General features: G+C 52.8%; 26 protein-coding genes. 5 read left to right on the top strand and 21 right to left on the bottom strand.

Going from position 1 to position 15,290, the window contains the following annotated elements; all coding sequences use genetic code 11:
• Positions 1–16: 16 nt before the first annotated feature.
• On the bottom strand, positions 17–1,195 hold the full coding sequence (purT, locus tag K5Y32_RS07465) for a formate-dependent phosphoribosylglycinamide formyltransferase (protein WP_110866306.1): 1,179 nt from the start codon (positions 1,193–1,195) through the stop codon (positions 17–19).
• 161 nt (positions 1,196–1,356) lie between these two features.
• Between purT and K5Y32_RS07460 the strand changes: the two genes are divergently transcribed.
• Both K5Y32_RS07460 and K5Y32_RS07455 read left to right on the top strand, forming a co-directional pair.
• Positions 1,357–1,998 (top strand): tellurite resistance TerB family protein, encoded by a 642-nt coding sequence (locus tag K5Y32_RS07460; RefSeq protein ID WP_137385935.1) that lies wholly within the window; start codon positions 1,357–1,359, stop codon positions 1,996–1,998.
• 139 nt (positions 1,999–2,137) lie between these two features.
• Positions 2,138–4,201, top strand: a complete 2,064-nt coding sequence (locus K5Y32_RS07455; RefSeq protein WP_222182525.1) for a prolyl oligopeptidase family serine peptidase — start codon at positions 2,138–2,140, stop codon at positions 4,199–4,201.
• On the opposite strand, the gene exoX is transcribed toward K5Y32_RS07455, so the two are convergent.
• Positions 4,195–4,863: an exodeoxyribonuclease X gene (exoX, locus tag K5Y32_RS07450; protein ID WP_008110459.1), complete on the bottom strand. Its 669-nt coding sequence runs from the start codon at positions 4,861–4,863 to the stop codon at positions 4,195–4,197. The two genes, K5Y32_RS07455 and exoX, sit on opposite strands and share 7 nt — an antisense overlap.
• Before the next feature lie 3 nt (positions 4,864–4,866).
• Positions 4,867–5,097, bottom strand: a complete 231-nt coding sequence (locus K5Y32_RS07445) for a DNA polymerase III subunit theta (protein ID WP_222182523.1) — start codon at positions 5,095–5,097, stop codon at positions 4,867–4,869.
• Between the two features lie 153 nt (positions 5,098–5,250).
• Between K5Y32_RS07445 and copC the strand changes: the two genes are divergently transcribed.
• The 3 genes from copC to K5Y32_RS07430 are packed head-to-tail and all read left to right on the top strand — an operon-like array spanning position 5,251 to position 6,894.
• A complete protein-coding gene (gene copC / locus K5Y32_RS07440) occupies positions 5,251–5,628 on the top strand; it encodes a copper homeostasis periplasmic binding protein CopC (protein ID WP_222182521.1) in 378 nt (125 codons plus the stop codon).
• Positions 5,629–5,631: 3 nt separating this feature from the next.
• Positions 5,632–6,513, top strand: a complete 882-nt coding sequence (gene copD / locus K5Y32_RS07435) for a copper homeostasis membrane protein CopD (RefSeq protein WP_222182519.1) — start codon at positions 5,632–5,634, stop codon at positions 6,511–6,513.
• A 33-nt stretch (positions 6,514–6,546) separates the two neighbouring features.
• Positions 6,547–6,894 (top strand): YebY family protein, encoded by a 348-nt coding sequence (locus K5Y32_RS07430; protein WP_061718597.1) that lies wholly within the window; start codon positions 6,547–6,549, stop codon positions 6,892–6,894.
• Positions 6,895–7,213: 319 nt separating this feature from the next.
• Here K5Y32_RS07430 and K5Y32_RS07425 read toward each other — a convergent pair whose 3' ends face one another.
• From K5Y32_RS07425 to K5Y32_RS07340, 18 genes are all read right to left on the bottom strand, one after another.
• Complete coding sequence (locus K5Y32_RS07425) at positions 7,214–8,299, bottom strand: tyrosine-type recombinase/integrase (protein ID WP_222182518.1); 1,086 nt, start codon at positions 8,297–8,299, stop codon at positions 7,214–7,216.
• Complete coding sequence (locus K5Y32_RS07420) at positions 8,268–8,540, bottom strand: excisionase (protein ID WP_061718599.1); 273 nt, start codon at positions 8,538–8,540, stop codon at positions 8,268–8,270. The genes K5Y32_RS07425 and K5Y32_RS07420 overlap by 32 nt, the downstream gene beginning before the upstream one ends.
• Before the next feature lie 221 nt (positions 8,541–8,761).
• A complete protein-coding gene (locus K5Y32_RS07415) occupies positions 8,762–9,103 on the bottom strand; it encodes a hypothetical protein (RefSeq protein WP_222182517.1) in 342 nt (113 codons plus the stop codon).
• 80 nt (positions 9,104–9,183) lie between these two features.
• Positions 9,184–9,669 carry an HNH endonuclease gene (locus K5Y32_RS07410; RefSeq protein ID WP_222182516.1) on the bottom strand — a complete coding sequence of 162 codons (486 nt, stop codon included), beginning with the start codon at positions 9,667–9,669 and terminating at the stop codon, positions 9,184–9,186.
• Between the two features lie 51 nt (positions 9,670–9,720).
• A complete protein-coding gene (locus tag K5Y32_RS07405) occupies positions 9,721–9,921 on the bottom strand; it encodes a hypothetical protein (protein ID WP_222182515.1) in 201 nt (66 codons plus the stop codon).
• Positions 9,918–10,124 (bottom strand): hypothetical protein, encoded by a 207-nt coding sequence (locus K5Y32_RS07400; RefSeq protein ID WP_222182513.1) that lies wholly within the window; start codon positions 10,122–10,124, stop codon positions 9,918–9,920. Before K5Y32_RS07400 ends, K5Y32_RS07405 begins: the two co-directional genes overlap by 4 nt.
• Before the next feature lie 54 nt (positions 10,125–10,178).
• Complete coding sequence (locus K5Y32_RS07395; protein WP_222182512.1) at positions 10,179–10,442, bottom strand: hypothetical protein; 264 nt, start codon at positions 10,440–10,442, stop codon at positions 10,179–10,181.
• Positions 10,443–10,592: 150 nt separating this feature from the next.
• Positions 10,593–11,051 (bottom strand): hypothetical protein, encoded by a 459-nt coding sequence (locus K5Y32_RS07390; RefSeq protein ID WP_222182510.1) that lies wholly within the window; start codon positions 11,049–11,051, stop codon positions 10,593–10,595.
• A complete protein-coding gene (locus K5Y32_RS07385; protein ID WP_222182508.1) occupies positions 11,048–11,407 on the bottom strand; it encodes a hypothetical protein in 360 nt (119 codons plus the stop codon). Before K5Y32_RS07385 ends, K5Y32_RS07390 begins: the two co-directional genes overlap by 4 nt.
• Positions 11,400–11,636, bottom strand: a complete 237-nt coding sequence (locus K5Y32_RS07380) for a hypothetical protein (RefSeq protein WP_222182506.1) — start codon at positions 11,634–11,636, stop codon at positions 11,400–11,402. Before K5Y32_RS07380 ends, K5Y32_RS07385 begins: the two co-directional genes overlap by 8 nt.
• The gene (locus K5Y32_RS07375) at positions 11,636–12,040 is read right to left on the bottom strand and encodes a hypothetical protein (protein WP_222182504.1); all 405 of its coding nucleotides are present in this window, start codon (positions 12,038–12,040) and stop codon (positions 11,636–11,638) included. The genes K5Y32_RS07380 and K5Y32_RS07375 overlap by 1 nt, the downstream gene beginning before the upstream one ends.
• Before the next feature lie 68 nt (positions 12,041–12,108).
• The gene (locus K5Y32_RS07370) at positions 12,109–12,432 is read right to left on the bottom strand and encodes a hypothetical protein (RefSeq protein WP_222182502.1); all 324 of its coding nucleotides are present in this window, start codon (positions 12,430–12,432) and stop codon (positions 12,109–12,111) included.
• Between the two features lie 26 nt (positions 12,433–12,458).
• Positions 12,459–12,929 carry a single-stranded DNA-binding protein gene (locus tag K5Y32_RS07365; protein WP_222182501.1) on the bottom strand — a complete coding sequence of 157 codons (471 nt, stop codon included), beginning with the start codon at positions 12,927–12,929 and terminating at the stop codon, positions 12,459–12,461.
• Positions 12,929–13,576: an ERF family protein gene (locus K5Y32_RS07360; protein ID WP_222182499.1), complete on the bottom strand. Its 648-nt coding sequence runs from the start codon at positions 13,574–13,576 to the stop codon at positions 12,929–12,931. Before K5Y32_RS07360 ends, K5Y32_RS07365 begins: the two co-directional genes overlap by 1 nt.
• Positions 13,569–13,721: a hypothetical protein gene (locus tag K5Y32_RS07355; RefSeq protein ID WP_222182497.1), complete on the bottom strand. Its 153-nt coding sequence runs from the start codon at positions 13,719–13,721 to the stop codon at positions 13,569–13,571. The genes K5Y32_RS07360 and K5Y32_RS07355 overlap by 8 nt, the downstream gene beginning before the upstream one ends.
• Positions 13,718–13,912, bottom strand: coding sequence for a thioredoxin reductase (locus K5Y32_RS07350; protein ID WP_217548877.1), 195 nt, complete (start codon positions 13,910–13,912; stop codon positions 13,718–13,720). Before K5Y32_RS07350 ends, K5Y32_RS07355 begins: the two co-directional genes overlap by 4 nt.
• Before the next feature lie 106 nt (positions 13,913–14,018).
• Positions 14,019–14,159: a protease FtsH-inhibitory lysogeny factor CIII gene (locus K5Y32_RS07345; protein ID WP_155726396.1), complete on the bottom strand. Its 141-nt coding sequence runs from the start codon at positions 14,157–14,159 to the stop codon at positions 14,019–14,021.
• A 33-nt stretch (positions 14,160–14,192) separates the two neighbouring features.
• Positions 14,193–15,164: a hypothetical protein gene (locus tag K5Y32_RS07340; RefSeq protein WP_222182495.1), complete on the bottom strand. Its 972-nt coding sequence runs from the start codon at positions 15,162–15,164 to the stop codon at positions 14,193–14,195.
• Positions 15,165–15,290: the final 126 nt, after the last annotated feature.

The following is a 15,290-nucleotide window of genomic DNA, read 5'->3' as shown; positions in this document are numbered from 1 at the left end:
GACCACTTCATCTTACTTAACCTTCGACTTGTACCGCGGCCGCACTCGCCACGGCGCGCGCGATAGCGTCATCGGTGTTTTCACCGGTTGCCAAAGCCACGCCTAAACGGCGCTGACCGGCGATTTCCGGCTTACCAAACAGGCGCAGCTGCAATCCGGCGCCCAGCGCGGCTTCGATATTCCCGAACACAACGTTCTGGCTGTTCAGCTCAGGTAAAATCACTGCCGACGCAGCGGGACCGTATTGACGAATGCCGCCAATCGGCAGGCCGAGGAAAGCGCGCACATGTAGGGCGAATTCGGACAGATCCTGCGAAATCAGCGTGACCATGCCGGTATCATGCGGACGCGGTGACACTTCGCTGAACACCACTTCATCACCGCACACGAACAGCTCCACGCCAAACAGGCCGTATCCACCGAGCGCTTTTACCACGTTAGCGGCGATATCCTGCGCGCGTTGCAGCGCCAGTTCACTCATTTGCTGCGGCTGCCATGATTCACGATAATCGCCATCTTCCTGACGATGACCAATCGGCGCGCAGAAGTGAATGCCATCTACTGCGCTGATGGTCAGCAGGGTGATTTCGAAATCAAACTTCACCACGCCTTCAACGATCACGCGGCCCGCACCGGCACGTCCGCCTTGCTGCGCATAATCCCAGGCTTTTTCCAGCTGGCTGGCTTCGCGAATAAAGCTCTGTCCTTTACCGGATGAGCTCATCACCGGCTTAACGATGCACGGGAATCCAATCGCCTCAGCCGCGGCCACAAAATTCTCTTTGCTGTCAGCAAACTGGTAAGTCGAGGTTGGTAAGGACAACTCTTCCGCCGCCAGACGGCGAATGCCTTCGCGGTTCATGGTCAGACGTGCGGCGCGTGCGGTCGGCACCACTTTCTGACCTTGCGCTTCCAGCTCCAGCAGTTTTTCGGTGGCAATGGCTTCAATTTCTGGTACCACGAAGTGCGGCTTTTCCTCGGCAATCAGCGCGGCCAGCGCGTCGCCGTCCAGCATGTTGATCACATAGCTGCGATGCGCCACGTGCATCGCCGGAGCATCGGCGTAACGATCCACCGCGATCACTTCCACACCAAGACGCTGGCACTCAAGTGCCACTTCTTTGCCTAATTCGCCTGAACCTAACAGCATGACACGCGTAGCGGCAGGGCGCAGCGCGGTTCCGAGAGTCGTCATAATTTCACCTTAGCAGTCAAAATGCGCGCGCAGTATAAACGAAAACGTTTGCGTACTCACGCTTTCGCCGCGATCAGGTTTGCCATACTTTTCCCGCTCTGACGTTAACTGACACAGCCTGCGGCAGCATGGAGAACGGAAAAGTAAACAGGAGTTAAACGATGAGCAATTGGCTGCAGCAAATTCAATCGGTGCTGGCGAAAAAGGGTGGAGACGGAAAATCGGGCGGTTTAAGTGACATGCTGGCCCCGGGCGCATTAGGCGGGCTGGCGGGATTGCTGGTCGGCAGCAAATCCACGCGTAAGCTGCTGACCAAATATGGCGGCAAAGCCTTGCTATTGGGCGGCGGCGCGGCGGCGGGCGCACTGTTGTGGAACAAATACAAACAGCGCATACGTGAAACCCATCAGGACGATGCGGGCTTTGGCCAGCTGCAAACGCCGATGGATCAACGCGCAGAGCGTTTAGTCACGGCGCTGGTGTTCGCGGCGAAAAGTGATGGTCACATTGACGATCAAGAGCGTGCCGCAATTGAGCAAAATATCCAGCAGGCCGGCTACGGCGCACAAGCCGAAGCGCTGATTCAGCAGGCGATGAATCGCCCGCTCGATCCCAACTGGCTGGCCGCTGACGTAAAAAATGAAGAAGAGGCGCTGGAACTCTATTTCCTCAGCTGTGCAGCCATTGATGTCGACCACTTTATGGAGCGTAGCTATCTCTCCGCGCTCGGCGATGCGCTGAAAATTCCCCAGGATGTGCGCGACGGTATCCAGCGCGATATCGACGCGGAAAAAGCTGCTTAATTCCGTGCGAAGGTTGCATCCGCAGCCTTCGCTTTTAATCTTTTGCTTACCCTGCGTAAAGTGATGCTGCGTGCAGCTTGGCATCGTGCGTGATTAGTGCCACGCTTGCTGAATGTTGTCCTTCAGGGAGAAGAGCCTAATGAATCAGCCACACGCGAAAAAAATTCCCCATGCCATGAGTCTGCACGGTGAAACGCGCATAGATAATTATCACTGGTTACGTGATGACGACCGCGAGAATCCAGAAGTGCTGGCCCATCTGCACGCCGAAAATGATTATGGCCGCGCCATGATGGCGTCGCAGAATCCGTTGCAGGAACGGGTGTTGAAAGAGATCGTCGACCGTATTCCGCCGCAGGATCACTCGGTGCCCTATGTGAAAAACGGTTATCGCTATCAAAGCCGCTATGAAGTGGGCAATGAGTATCCGGCCTATTTCCGTCAGCCGACCGACGCACCGGCGGATGAACCTTGGCAGTTGTTACTTGATGGTAACCAACGCGCCGCGCACAGTGATTTTTACACCATGGGCGCGCTGGCGATTACGCCGGACAATCAGGTGATGGCCTTAGCTGAAGACTTCCTGTCGCGCCGCCAATACGGCATTCGCTTCCGTAATTTGCAGAGTGGCAGCTGGTATCCGGAAGTGCTGACTAATGCGTCATCCAGCGTGGCCTGGGCCAACGATTCCCGCACGCTCTATTACGTGCGTAAGCATCCGAAAACACTTCTGGCGTATCAGGTGTGGCGCCATGAGCTGGGCCATCCGCAATCTGACGATCAGCTGGTGTATGAAGAGAAGGATGACTCTTTCCACCTCAGCGTGCACAAAACCACCTCCGAGCACTTCATTCTGATTGCGTTGTACAGCACCAATACCAGCGAGATTCTGATGATCGACGCCGAATATCCGGATGCGCAGCCACAAACCTTTTGTCCGCGTCGACGCGACCATGAATACAGCATCGATCACTACAATCATCAGTTCTACATTCGCTCAAATCGCGACGGTAAAAATTTCGGCCTCTATCGCAGCGCGTGGCTGGCGGAAGCGCGCTGGCAATCGCTGGTCCCGGCGCGTGACAACGTGGTACTGGAAGATTTCCAGCTGTTCCGTCATTGGCTGGTGGTTGAAGAGCGTCAGCACGGCGTAAATACCTTGCGGCAGATAAACTGGGAGAGCGGCGAAAGCTTTGGTATCGCCTTCGACGATCCCGCCTATGTCACCTGGCTTGCCTACAATCCTTCGCCGGAAAGCGACACCTTGCGCTACGGCTACTCTTCGATGACCACGCCGACCACCTTGTTTGAACTGAACATGGAAACCGGCGATCGTCGCGTGCTGAAGCGCACGCCGGTGCCGGGCTTCAAATCTGAGGATTACAAAAGCGAGCATCTGTGGATCACGGTGCGCGATGGGACGGAAGTGCCGGTTTCGCTGGTCTATCACCGCAAGCATTTCCAGCGCGGCAACAATCCGTTGCTGGTGTACGGTTACGGCGCTTACGGCAGCAGCATGGATGCCAGCTTTGGCACCAGCCGCATCAGCTTGCTGGAGCGCGGCTTCGTCTACGCCATCATTCACGTGCGCGGCGGCGGCGAGCTCGGCCAGCAATGGTACGACGGTGGCCGCCTGAAGAATAAAATCAACAGCTTCACCGACTTTATTGATGTCACCGAAGCGCTGGTGGCGAAGGGTTATGGTCATCGCCAGCAGCTCTATGCGATGGGCGGCAGCGCCGGCGGATTACTGATGGGCGGCGTGGTGAACATGGCGCCGGAGCTGTTCCACGGCGTGGTGGCACAGGTGCCATTTGTCGATGTGGTGACGACGATGCTCGATCCGACGATTCCGCTGACCACCGGCGAATACGATGAGTGGGGCAATCCCGAACAGGCGGAGTTCTATCACACCATTCGCCAATACAGCCCGTATGACAACATCGAGGCCAAAGCCTATCCGCATTTGCTGGTCACCACCGGCCTGCACGATTCGCAGGTGCAGTATTGGGAACCGGCTAAGTGGGTGGCGAAACTGCGTGAGCTGAAAACCAACGATTCGCTGCTGTTGCTCTGTACCGAGATGGATTCTGGCCACGGCGGCAAATCGGGGCGTTTCAAAGCGTATGAAGGTGTGGCGCAGGAGTTCACTTTCCTGATCGGCCTGGCGCAGGGCAGCTTGCCAGACCGCGTCGATTACTGATCGCTCTTCACGTACTTGCGCAGCGCCTGCCGTAACGGTGGGCGCAAATCGCGCACATTTTCCAGCACCCAACGCAGATAGCCGGGATCTTTACGCGCGATACTGCCAATACTCTGACCGCGATATTTGCCAAACGGGAACACATCGCCGCTCACGGGCGCAGGCTGGCACAAATTCGCCATCTGCTCGGCGTTCCAGCCGGAGGTTTCCATAATGCGGATCAGCAGCGCAGCGGTGACGTAGCAGTCATACAATGCGCGGTGCGCATGCAGTTCGGCCGGTGGTGTGACATCCAGTTTCAGGCTGTGACGCAGCGCCTGATTGCCATATTTAATGCCTGGCCACAGCTGACGCGCCAGCGTCATGGTGCAGATCCATTCGCCCGGCATAGTGGGCAACATGCGGCGATCAAAACTGGCGTTGTGCGCCACGTAATGCGGACTGCCGTGATAGCGGCCAATCGCTTCTTCGATAGTGGGTTTGCCCACCACCATCGCTTCCGTAATGCGATGTACCGCCATCGCCTGACGACTGATTGGGCGATCCGGGCAAATTAAGTCGCTCATCGGATTGACGATCTGGCCATCAATGACATCCACCGATGCCACTTCCACCACGCCGCCCTGCAGGCCGCAGGTTTCGGTATCAATTACACGTAACATAAATTACTTCTGCTTAGGTTCGTAGGGCAGGCGCGACAGGCTAAGCGAAGCCTGGCGATAGTTCATTAAGCACTGACGAAACCAGTCACGCAGCGCTTCGGGTTGCTCGCGTTCCACCATTTCGGCAATCACCGGCATATTGTAGCGCTCTTTAAATGCAACGCCCGCGGCGGCCAGATCGACATTGACTTTGTCTTTCTCTTCCTGCGAGAGCAGGGCAAGGTTTTGGCTCATGCTTTTCTCCTGATAAACAGGGGCAAAAGTAATGGTTTCGGTCCCAGGGATCAAGCGGATTGGATCGCACCGCAAGTCTCGACACCTGCGGATCGGCGGCGTATCCTGCTGCCACGTTTGCGGTGGTTTGCCGCAGTTAATAGGGAAGAAGTCATGAAGAAAACTGCGTTCAACGCTGTCGTCGCGCTACTTCTGGCGTCATCAACGCTGGCCTTCAGCCAGGTTGCTCTGGCACACGCTCACCTGAAAACCCCGGTTCCAGCCGACAAAGCGGTGGTGGAAACCTCCCAGCAGAATTTAACGTTGACCTTTACTGAGGATGTTGAAGCGGCATTCAGTGGCGTGGATGTGCTCGATGCACAACATCAACCGGTGGCGGTTGGAAAAGCCAAACTCAACGATAAACAACACGATCAGCTGATTGTGCCGATCAGCCAGCCGCTGCCGTCGGGCAACTATCAGGTGAACTGGCATGTGCTGTCCGTGGATGGGCATAAAACCAAAGGTAGCTACACCTTCAGCGTGAAGTGATTGATGAGTTTGAGCACGTTGTGGATTGGCCTGCGGGCGCTGCATTTTTTGTCGGTGCTGCTGCTCGCCGGTAGCGCCTTCTATACCGCGCTGCTGGCGCCGCGCCGCTATCGTCCGCTGCTATCACAACGTTTAGGTTTAATTTTACGTATCAGCGCGCTGCTGAGTTTGTTCAGCGCCCTGTTGATGCTGGCAACGCAAACCGGCTTGATGAGCGGCGACTGGCGAAATGTCAGTGACAGCGCAACCTGGCAGGCGGTGCTCAGCACGCGCTTCGGCCAGGTTTGGCGTTGGGAAATCGCTTTCGCACTGCTGAGCACATTAGCGCTGCTGCTGCGTGGCACACTGCGGCAAAATCTGCTGCTGTGTAGCGGCCTGTTGCAGTTGGTGGCTTTAGCCGGTGTTGGCCACGCCGCGATGCGCGATGGCTGGCCCGGATTGCTGCAACAAGGCAATCACGCGCTGCATTTGATTGCGGCTGCATTCTGGGCGGGCGGATTACTGCCGCTGTTATTGCTGATGCGTGAAGCGCGTCAGATTGCCTTTCGCACCGATGCGATCCGCTGCATGATGCGCTTCTCGCGTTACGGACATCTCGCGGTAGCGTTAGCGCTGCTGACGGGCATGATTAATAGTCTGCTGATTGCCGGTTCACCGCTAAATTGGCAAGCCACGCTTTGGAGCGAGTTGCTGGTGGTGAAAGTGCTGATGGTCATGCTGATGATCGCTATTGCGCTGACCAATCGCTATCTGTTGGTGCCGCGCTTTCGACTGGCGGCCAGCAATACATCGCATCTGTTTATTCGCCTTACGCAGCTTGAGCTGCTGCTGGCCATTATTGTTATTGGGTTGGTGAGCGTGTTTGCCACGCTGTCACCGGCCTGAATGTGTCATTAAAGAAGATGAAATGAGGTCGATATTTTGCTGAAGAAACTGATTCCAGCTTGCGTATTGATGGCGCTGTGCAGCCAGGCGATGGCGGCACAGATTATTACCGTCAGCCGTTTTGAGATTGGAAAAGACAAATGGCCCTTCACCCGCGAAGAGGTGATGTTGACCTGCGAGAAAGACGGCGCGCTGTTCGCGATTAATCCAGGCACTTTGTTGCAGTATCCGCTCAACGATAAAGCCTTTGCGCGCAAAACGGCCGGGCAGGGCACGCTGCAATCGATCGACACCATTGTCGCCGTTGATAAAGCCCATCCAGGCCAGAAAATGAGTCTGCAACCGATCATCGATCGCGCGCAGCAACTGTGCGGCAAGTAATCCCTATATTCTCAGGCGTAGCGCACAATTCTGCCGCTACGCTTGCTCCCTCGTTCTGTCACCACGATCACAGAGTTGTCACCTTTCGCGACCAAACCGCATGATTGGCTGGAAAACCAGCAATCCTGGTCTACCTTTAAATGGCAAGGCGTCCTCGCCTGCAAAAATGCCAACTTTTAGCGCACGGCTCCCAAAGAGCCATTTCCCTGGACCGAATATAGGAATCGTATTCGGTCTTTTTTTATGTGTTTGATTTATATGGGAAAATAATCACGCGTCCGAAAATGTCCGAATTTTGTCCGAATTTATGATATCCGGTTTATATCATCACGTATTCCTGACCACGAGAATCTAAATACTTTTTGGTCATCGACATGTTTTTATGTCCGAGCAACCTTTGAGCAAAATCCTCTCCATTTTCTACGGCATAAAGCCGACTTGCAAGGCTTCTGATTTCGTGAAAAGAGGGCGGGTTATTACCGAACTGTATCCCGCTTAATTCCCTCGCTTCTGAAAAGGCACTTGTAATGGCGTCTGGCATAACCGGCCCTGGCTTCCTTCCTCCTTTCCTCACTGATGAATAAATGATGTGATCGGATGGGTTGCCTGTCCGGCATTTCTCTATAACACCTTCCAGGTTGATTCCAGCTGCGTGCAAAGTCAGCGTTAATGGAACGGCTAACATATGGCCGGTCTTGCCTTGCGTGATGAAAAGCCGATCCTCCCGAACATCGCTGAACGTCATCCGTGAGATATCTTCGCGGCGCTGCCCTGTCAATAATGCGAGGTTCATCGCCGACCCCAGCCAGCCACCAATCTCTTCTGCGGCTGAGCGTATCGCAATGAACTGCTCGATTGTCATCCTCTCTCGCTTAACTTCTGGCGCTGGCGTCTTGGTGGGTTCTGCTGGATTACGATCAATAACCCCCTCAACCACAGCCTCGCGAAAAACATCCAACAGCAAGGATCGGAGTGCAACCGCCATGCTTCTCTTTCCACATTCGACATACGTTTCAAGGAACACGGCTATGTCTCTTGTAGTGATGGCCTCGATAGCTTTGCGTCCGAACTCATGCTGGAGGGTGGAAAGCTGGTTAGATCGGATTTTCATGGTGTTAGGTTTGAGCTGCCGGCGCTCCAGAATGACACTGTAACGCTCCAGCCATTTGCTAAAGGTAAATGTGGGCGCCTCCTTCAATCTGTCGAGAAGTGCGGATGGCAGGTAATTTTCCTCAATGTAGCTGTTGGCTTCGATCGCCTGCGACACGGCCTCCCTGCGCGATATGCGTCCCAGCGAGAGCTCCTGCCCAGTAACCGGATTTCGCCAGTAATAACTCTGTCTGGTTTTGCGGTATGTCAGGTTCCTTGGCAGATTAGCGTCGTAGCGTTCCGGCCTTTTCGACATTTTTCAACTTCTCCAGCAGAGTTCCATTTTTTGGCGGTTTTGTGTAAGCGGGCTTGCGCACCATCTTGCTCTTGCGCGGATCCACGTACACCGAATCCGGCTCCAGTTTGTATTCCTTTCCATGCAACTGAGGGCACGGATAAATTCGACCCTCGCGCACCCAGCGGCGAAGGGTAGACAGAGAAGGCGGCTGAGAATATGTCGCGCTCGCCCACTCTTGCAAGTTGAGTAGTTTTGCCATGATTTACCTCCGGAACGTTTTACCAGGTTTTGAGCGCAAATTAACGCAAGTTTTCATGATGTCGGAATATAGCAACAACTCCACCCAATCAGAGCAAATGTGACCATATAGCCACACTCACTCCTTAGGTGGTTTGCCGAGGATAAAAGCGATGATTACTGCAGCGAGAAGGCTGAAATCGATGATGACCTCAGCCGGGGTGATGTCTTCGCAGGTGGTGGTCATTCACGGAGCAGTTCTTTCATTCGAGCGTAAGTTTCTGGCGCACGGTCACCGGCAGCCCATTCACGCCTGACCATTGCAGTTAGCTCGTCCCAGTGATTGAGAATTGGCGCGAACTTAGGGCATTTTTCTGCGATAGCCGGAAAGTGGTCGCGGATTTCTGGTATGAAATCTACCAGTTTCATGCAGCGAGTCAGGTCAGATGGGTCCCACGGTGGGCAGAAGTGAGAGTGGTAAAAGTTTTTATCCATACCCATAGCAATAGATGCCATAGTCGCCGAGCTGACGCCAACACTGCCTTTGGCCTGCCACTGAAATACTTTCATTGCTAAATCAGACATAACAACTCCTCACGCAGAGCGCGATAAAGGTGATGTAAAAATATTAAACCTACTAGAAAGTTGGTAGCGGTAAAACTCTATTAATGAGTCCAGGTATGGCCATTAATTACATAGCTAATATTCATAGGGGATACACCAAATTGTCTTGCTAAAGCCTTTACCCCAAACTCAGGATGTCTTTTAACACAGACCTGACGACAATAGTCAACCTCTGCTTGGGTTAGCTTGGCATTACAGTGATCTTCGCCTACACGCGCTAACCCAGTAGAATAGGCATGTTGCATATTCTCTGATCGGGTACACCACTCGAGATTATCAGGACGATTGTTTAATTTATTACCATCTATATGATTAACCTCTGGTAATTTGTTTTTATTAGGGATGAAATGAATTGCAATAAGCCTGTGGATTCGTACATTTTTACGTTTACCATCCTTGTAAAGAGGTACTATATAATACCCTCTGCTGTTAATGGCCGGGTTCACAATATCACCTTTATGATAACTAAAAATATTACCGTCATCAGTGATAGCATATTTAGATTCATATCCTTGGATCGGTGTCAAATTATATACTCCTTATTACAGCGATGAATTGTCTCAGCCAGAAAGTTAATATTATTCGATGTTAGATAGCGCGTCTTCTGGGTCGGTACCACGGAGAGTTTCGAATGCGCGGCAGGCCATACGCCACATTAGTTGTTCTTGCGGGTGTGGCGACTCCCAATATTTAAAGCCGGGTCGATGACTGTAACCCTGCATCGCATAAAACTCGCCAGCAATTTCTATTGCCGCTTCAACTATCTGCTCGTCTGTCATGCCGCCCTCCGGTGCTTAGCTGCACGCTCAATGCGCTCATAATCATCTTTGCATTCAGGGCAGCAGAAGAAGCCCTTATCCACTTTCTCCTCGCAGTAATGGCAGGCGCCGGTGAAAGTCATGGTCGGCCTCTGCCGATTAGCCAGCGCAATCTGCGTGTTGAGCATTTCGAGTTCTGAGGCTTGGTCTAATTCGTCAGACATGATTTATCTCCAGAATTTAGGCAATAAAAAACCCCGCCGTGGCGAGGTTTTGGATTAGTGCATTAAAAAGTCTTCAATCACTAAACTATCAGGCACCTCTCCGTGAACGGCAATTAACGCATCGCCTCCATCGCTCAATTTCATTAATTTGACAATGTATTCCACCCAGTCATTACCAGGTACTGGTGTTACAGGATTATCGAACTCTTCAAACTCTGTAACATCGCTTGCGGGTGCAGCTAAAAATGACGTTAACCCATCGTCTTTCTCGATTGGGCCGAGATAATATCCATTAGAAAACATATGATAAGTTGCCATTCCTTCCTCTCATGATGAAAATAAAAATCAGATGAAACCTCATCATATAATCTTTAATTAAGAGAGTATTTATCTGGCGGGCTTTAAAGCGTGCGGGGGTTTTCAGAATATTGCTTTTACTTAGAAGCTTCTCGCTAATTGCCGTAAAAACTAATTACTAAGCTCATCGGCAGCAGCTAACATCTGTCGATAAGCTGTCATAGCACCACCTTTAACCATGCCATCCATGTGAGCATCAATCATTTTCTGCGTAGGCTCGCGCGGCACCTTCACCCACTCGGCACCACCTGTGGCACATATAGGCTCTATTGGTGCTGTGTGTGGGGCGGCGGGGGCTGCTGCAATCATGCACGCCCATATTCCTTTCGCTGATGGGTCTTTAGTTATCAAATGGTAAGTCCAGCCTGACTCAATCATTTCACGCGTTGCTTCTCGCGGCACCGCCACCCAGCCATCAGGCAATTTCAAATCCGGTCTTGCAGGTTGGGTGAGTGCGGCAAGTGCGATGCGCGCCGTCTCCATGATTTCGCTGCGGCTTAATGGGTTATCCAGTGGACGCCCGATGAAGGCCGTCAATGCGTTCGCTAAATGCTGCTCTTCGGTCATCATGATGTCACTCCGTTCAGGCGCTTGGTTTCGGATATGCAGGCGTTCCACCCATCACGTTCGGCATTGGCTCTTTTAAATGAGTGATGATGAGGTCTCAGAACCTCTGGAAACTTCATGCTCTCTGCTGGCTGGGCCTTATAAAGCGGAGTTTCTACGCGGCAAATGATATCGAAACAGTCGAAAGGCTCATTGCATTCTTCGCGCGACATCACCTCGCCAGTTTTATAAATCACTGCCACCGGCTCAGCCTCCAGACTCGCCAGCGCCACTCTCGCCATATCCACCATCCAATCCAGATGGTCTTGCGGATTGGCGATAACGTCTTCGCAATGTGCTTTTAGTTGCTGGTTAGTCATGGTTGGCTCCTCTTTTCATGCAATTTGGGCAAACCCATCCATCTCTTGTTCTTACCCATCCTTCTTTCTTGGCAATCTCGCCGAGCATGCTAATGGTTTCATTAACGCTTTTCTGAGTGTCGCCAGCCATTTCCATCGGGCCAATATTGTCGTCTGATAAGCAGCGCTTGGATTGATCTTCAATCCCCTCGCTTCGTAACTCACATCGAAACTCAATCCAAATTGCCATCACACACCTCCTTCTTTGCTGCCGGCGCGGAGTTGGTTGCGATCTGGTGACTGCAGGTAGTTGTTGATTACTGCAGTGATGACTAGCTCCGCATTGTTTACAAACACTCCATCCTCATCGCAATGAATCTTGGCTGTGTCGTGAAAAACGTCTGTTAGCTTATTCATCAGGTTCTCATCTGGATAAACCGGGATAAATATCGCGTCACGGCGGGCAATTTCTTCCTGCACCGCATCCAGCTTCTGCTGCAGGGCGGCAATCTGCATATCACGCCAGCCCAACTCGGCGGCGATATCACCTTTGCCATGAAGTTTCTCACCTGTCATAGCCATAACGTGGCGCATGTAATATCCGCCTGCTTCGTCCAGCGCCATTGCATCGCGCTCTGCGTATTGCTTTGTCATCACTCTTTCCCCTCATTCGCCAACCGGGTACAGGCCAGCGTCGATTAATCTGGCGCGGCGCTGTGCCGCTACTCCTGTCTGATTGCACCAAAGCGTCCGCGAATGGTGTTCGTAAAGTCGCGCCACTCGTAATCCTCGACTTTCCTCGTCACGATGATTTGTGGCAGCGGTGGGCGCTTCGACATCTCGTAATGCTCAAGCCGCTCAATCTCTTTGATGTAGAGCGATTCCTTTCGCTCAGGCGTTAACAGGCGAGGGTGGTCAGCACCGGCAGCCTGCGCCTGCAAGGCCGCCATCACGCCATCCAGAACTTCCTGCTTACGACGCTTTAACTCTTCGTCAGCTGCATCCAGGCGTGACAAATGCGCCGGGTGTACCGGTGAATGGTTCATGATGGAGGCCTTATTGGTGGTTTAAATCAGAAGGGAATGTCGTCTTCAAAGTCCATTGAAGGTTCGTTATTCGCCTGTGGAGTAGATGGCCCAGGTTGGCGCTGCTGCGACGATTGCTGCTGTGGTCGGTTTCCCGTACCACCTTCCTGTTTGCCACCCAACATCTGCATGGTCCCGCCGACATTGACAACGACCTCTGTGGTGTACTTATCCTGCCCACTTTGGTCTTGCCACTTGCGCGTTTTAAGCTGGCCTTCAATGTAAACCTGAGAGCCTTTGCGCAGGTATTCTCCAGCTACCTCGGCTAACTTTCCGAACAGCACCACGCGGTGCCATTCAGTGATTTCTTTGTTTTCACCGGTACTTTTATCACGCCAGCTCTCACTTGTAGCCAGAGTGATATTTGCAACCGCGCCACCGTTGGGCATATAGCGCACTTCCGGATCCTGACCCAGATTCCCGACCAGAATCACCTTGTTTACTCCACGACTAGCCATTAAGCAGGCTCTCCTTCAAGTTCAGATTTACGGTCAAGGTAAACAGACAGAGCCTTGCCATGCTGTTCAGTTCCAATTAATCGCTTATCAGCAGACTTCCACGCATTTTCCAATTCACTTACTCCAGCATTCATTGCGTAGGCGGTGAAGTCAGTTAAAAACTGCTGAGGGGTTCGGTTGTCTGATGCTGACTTATTAGCAGGCGACTTGTTAGCATTCACCTCGCCAGTGTTTTTGGCTTTTTGATTGTTTTGCTGATTACGATGTTCGTCAGTATCAGCATCCTTGGAGTCATCAATACCGAACAAGCCATTCAGGCAGTATTTGCGGGCATAAGAGCTGGTAGCGCCGGTAATCTGCGCCTCATCCATCCCTTTCTTATCAAGCGCCTCCCGCGCCATTGCAGTCGCGCTGTGGCTTGTTTCGCCATCAGTAATCGTTGCTGTCGACTTAACGTAATAACGATCGCCAATCAGCACAATCTCGTCAGATATCGAGAGGAATAAGCCATCAAGAAGCGGCTTAACGCCCTCCAGAATGTCTTCGCAGCTGCGATAATGGTACTTGCCAAAATTGTTGTACTGGCCCTTTGGCGCGTTCAGCGTGTGCTGAATTGTCGCGAGCCGCGCATAGAACTCTTTACTCATGGCATCCTCCCATCATTTCATACTGGCGTTCCGTGCGGTGATCGGCAATCGCATCCTTTGCGGCTTGCTCGTATGTCATAGGGTCGGACAGGTCGCCCAGCGCACCCTGCATGAATTCAATAAACGCTGCATCGTCGTCGCTCACGCTGCTTTCTCCTGATGAATTGTGTAGCCCTGCTCAGAAAGCCATTCCATGACGTCTCTGATGTCCAGCTGGTTGAGCACCTTTTTGCCGTCGAAATCCAGCAGAGAAACCTCTGTTAGTTCGGCGATCATCATTCCGGGCCGCTGTCCGGCGCGGGTTTCGATTTCCCCGCATTCGATTTTGATGTTCATGCCAGTGCACTCCTCAACAGGTTCATTGCTATCGCCCACTTGGCAGGGCTGCTATACAGGACAGCTTCACGCGAAAGCTCCTGAGCCTTTCTGAAATGACGTGTTCTCATGGTTCGCCTCGCTGATTCAGAGTGTCCAGAAGTGAGCGCAGGCCAGAACGGAGGCGGCGCACTAAACGGTCGAGTTGTGACGTGTTAAAGCCGAAGTCACCCATGTGGGTGGCCCCAGCGACGGCGTAAGTCTGCATGGGTGATTCCTTGGTGTTGGTTAAGTGGTTAAATCAGTAGGTGATGCGGATTGCGGTTACTTCGCCTTTGGCGATGGCAGTGATTACAGCAATTGCCTGCTCTTCGGTAAGGCCGGCAGAAGCGATAAGGTTGGCTTTCGCCTGATTGTTGATGTTCTTGCGATGCTGCACATTGGCGGCGCGTCGGGCATTCTCGTCGGCGATGCGTTTCTCTTCAGCCAGGCGGGCAGCTTCCTTGGCGTCATTCTCGCGTTTAATGCGATCTGCTTGTTCGCGGGCTTTCCGCTGCTCTTCCTCAATGGCTTCCTGCTTCTCTCGCTCCAGGCGCTGCTCATTAGCAATGCGATCGCGCTTTTCTTGCTCTGCGCGATCCTGCAATTCACGCTCTCGGCGCGCAGCCTCATCGCGCTCACGTTGCTGCTTTTGTTCGGCTTCGATGCGCTCTTGCTCAATAGCCTGACGCTTAATCTCATCTTCATGGGCTATGCGCTGCCGCTCAGCTTCAGCTCTCGCTTCCTCGCGCTCGCGGTCAAAATCCTTATTCATAAGCAAAGCCAACTCATGGTCAGATTCAAACTTCTCAGCTGCGGCTTTGTCATGCGCTGCATTCATCTCCAGCGCTTCAGTGTGCCAGGCGTTCATCTGCTCTTCTGCCGCGATCCGGTCTTGCTCAGCGTCCCACTCAGTGCGTGGCGCCAGAATCTTGTCTCGGATGGTGTCGCATTCACGGGTGAAACGGCGCAGCTCTTCTTCTGCTGGCTTCACGGCTTCTTTGAGCTGCTTCAGATACGCACGACCCGGCTCTTCGATAGCTTTTTTGCTGGAGCCAACCATGCGGGCCAATGAACCGATGCGATCACGACCTTTCTTTGTCGTCACATCAGGAACCTCAGCGGCCAACTCGCGAATCTGGTCGAGATATGCATCAAGTCCATTCGCTACATACAGCGTTGGCGCTTGCTCAGGCTTAATTTCGAGTACTGCTAATTCCGTTGTTTCACTCATGTTCCTCTCCTGTGGGCATAAAAAAGCCCTCATTGCGAGGGCGAAGGTGTCTAACGTTCTATTTGTTGCTCAAGGGCTCGACTCTTAAGCGTTGGTGACTAGCACCGTCGAAGCGACTGCTTGAAT

The sequence above is a fragment of the Pantoea sp. DY-15 genome (assembly GCF_019795935.1).
GTDB lineage: Bacteria > Pseudomonadota > Gammaproteobacteria > Enterobacterales > Enterobacteriaceae > Pantoea > Pantoea leporis.
Note: the sequence above shows the minus strand (reverse complement) of the source record. Positions and strands in the feature narration are given on the sequence as shown.

Coding starts and splice junctions, on each gene's coding strand:
- purT (WP_110866306.1), bottom strand. CDS start 1,195: ATGACGACTCTCGGAACCGCGCTGCGCCCTGCCGCTACGCGTGTCATG.
- K5Y32_RS07460 (WP_137385935.1), top strand. CDS start 1,357: ATGAGCAATTGGCTGCAGCAAATTCAATCGGTGCTGGCGAAAAAGGGT.
- K5Y32_RS07455 (WP_222182525.1), top strand. CDS start 2,138: ATGAATCAGCCACACGCGAAAAAAATTCCCCATGCCATGAGTCTGCAC.
- exoX (WP_008110459.1), bottom strand. CDS start 4,863: ATGTTACGTGTAATTGATACCGAAACCTGCGGCCTGCAGGGCGGCGTG.
- K5Y32_RS07445 (WP_222182523.1), bottom strand. CDS start 5,097: ATGAGCCAAAACCTTGCCCTGCTCTCGCAGGAAGAGAAAGACAAAGTC.
- copC (WP_222182521.1), top strand. CDS start 5,251: ATGAAGAAAACTGCGTTCAACGCTGTCGTCGCGCTACTTCTGGCGTCA.
- copD (WP_222182519.1), top strand. CDS start 5,632: ATGAGTTTGAGCACGTTGTGGATTGGCCTGCGGGCGCTGCATTTTTTG.
- K5Y32_RS07425 (WP_222182518.1), bottom strand. CDS start 8,299: ATGTCGAAAAGGCCGGAACGCTACGACGCTAATCTGCCAAGGAACCTG.
- K5Y32_RS07420 (WP_061718599.1), bottom strand. CDS start 8,540: ATGGCAAAACTACTCAACTTGCAAGAGTGGGCGAGCGCGACATATTCT.
- K5Y32_RS07415 (WP_222182517.1), bottom strand. CDS start 9,103: ATGTCTGATTTAGCAATGAAAGTATTTCAGTGGCAGGCCAAAGGCAGT.
- K5Y32_RS07405 (WP_222182515.1), bottom strand. CDS start 9,921: ATGACAGACGAGCAGATAGTTGAAGCGGCAATAGAAATTGCTGGCGAG.
- K5Y32_RS07400 (WP_222182513.1), bottom strand. CDS start 10,124: ATGTCTGACGAATTAGACCAAGCCTCAGAACTCGAAATGCTCAACACG.
- K5Y32_RS07395 (WP_222182512.1), bottom strand. CDS start 10,442: ATGGCAACTTATCATATGTTTTCTAATGGATATTATCTCGGCCCAATC.
- K5Y32_RS07390 (WP_222182510.1), bottom strand. CDS start 11,051: ATGATGACCGAAGAGCAGCATTTAGCGAACGCATTGACGGCCTTCATC.
- K5Y32_RS07385 (WP_222182508.1), bottom strand. CDS start 11,407: ATGACTAACCAGCAACTAAAAGCACATTGCGAAGACGTTATCGCCAAT.
- K5Y32_RS07380 (WP_222182506.1), bottom strand. CDS start 11,636: ATGGCAATTTGGATTGAGTTTCGATGTGAGTTACGAAGCGAGGGGATT.
- K5Y32_RS07375 (WP_222182504.1), bottom strand. CDS start 12,040: ATGACAAAGCAATACGCAGAGCGCGATGCAATGGCGCTGGACGAAGCA.
- K5Y32_RS07370 (WP_222182502.1), bottom strand. CDS start 12,432: ATGAACCATTCACCGGTACACCCGGCGCATTTGTCACGCCTGGATGCA.
- K5Y32_RS07365 (WP_222182501.1), bottom strand. CDS start 12,929: ATGGCTAGTCGTGGAGTAAACAAGGTGATTCTGGTCGGGAATCTGGGT.
- K5Y32_RS07360 (WP_222182499.1), bottom strand. CDS start 13,576: ATGAGTAAAGAGTTCTATGCGCGGCTCGCGACAATTCAGCACACGCTG.
- K5Y32_RS07350 (WP_217548877.1), bottom strand. CDS start 13,912: ATGAACATCAAAATCGAATGCGGGGAAATCGAAACCCGCGCCGGACAG.
- K5Y32_RS07345 (WP_155726396.1), bottom strand. CDS start 14,159: ATGCAGACTTACGCCGTCGCTGGGGCCACCCACATGGGTGACTTCGGC.
- K5Y32_RS07340 (WP_222182495.1), bottom strand. CDS start 15,164: ATGAGTGAAACAACGGAATTAGCAGTACTCGAAATTAAGCCTGAGCAA.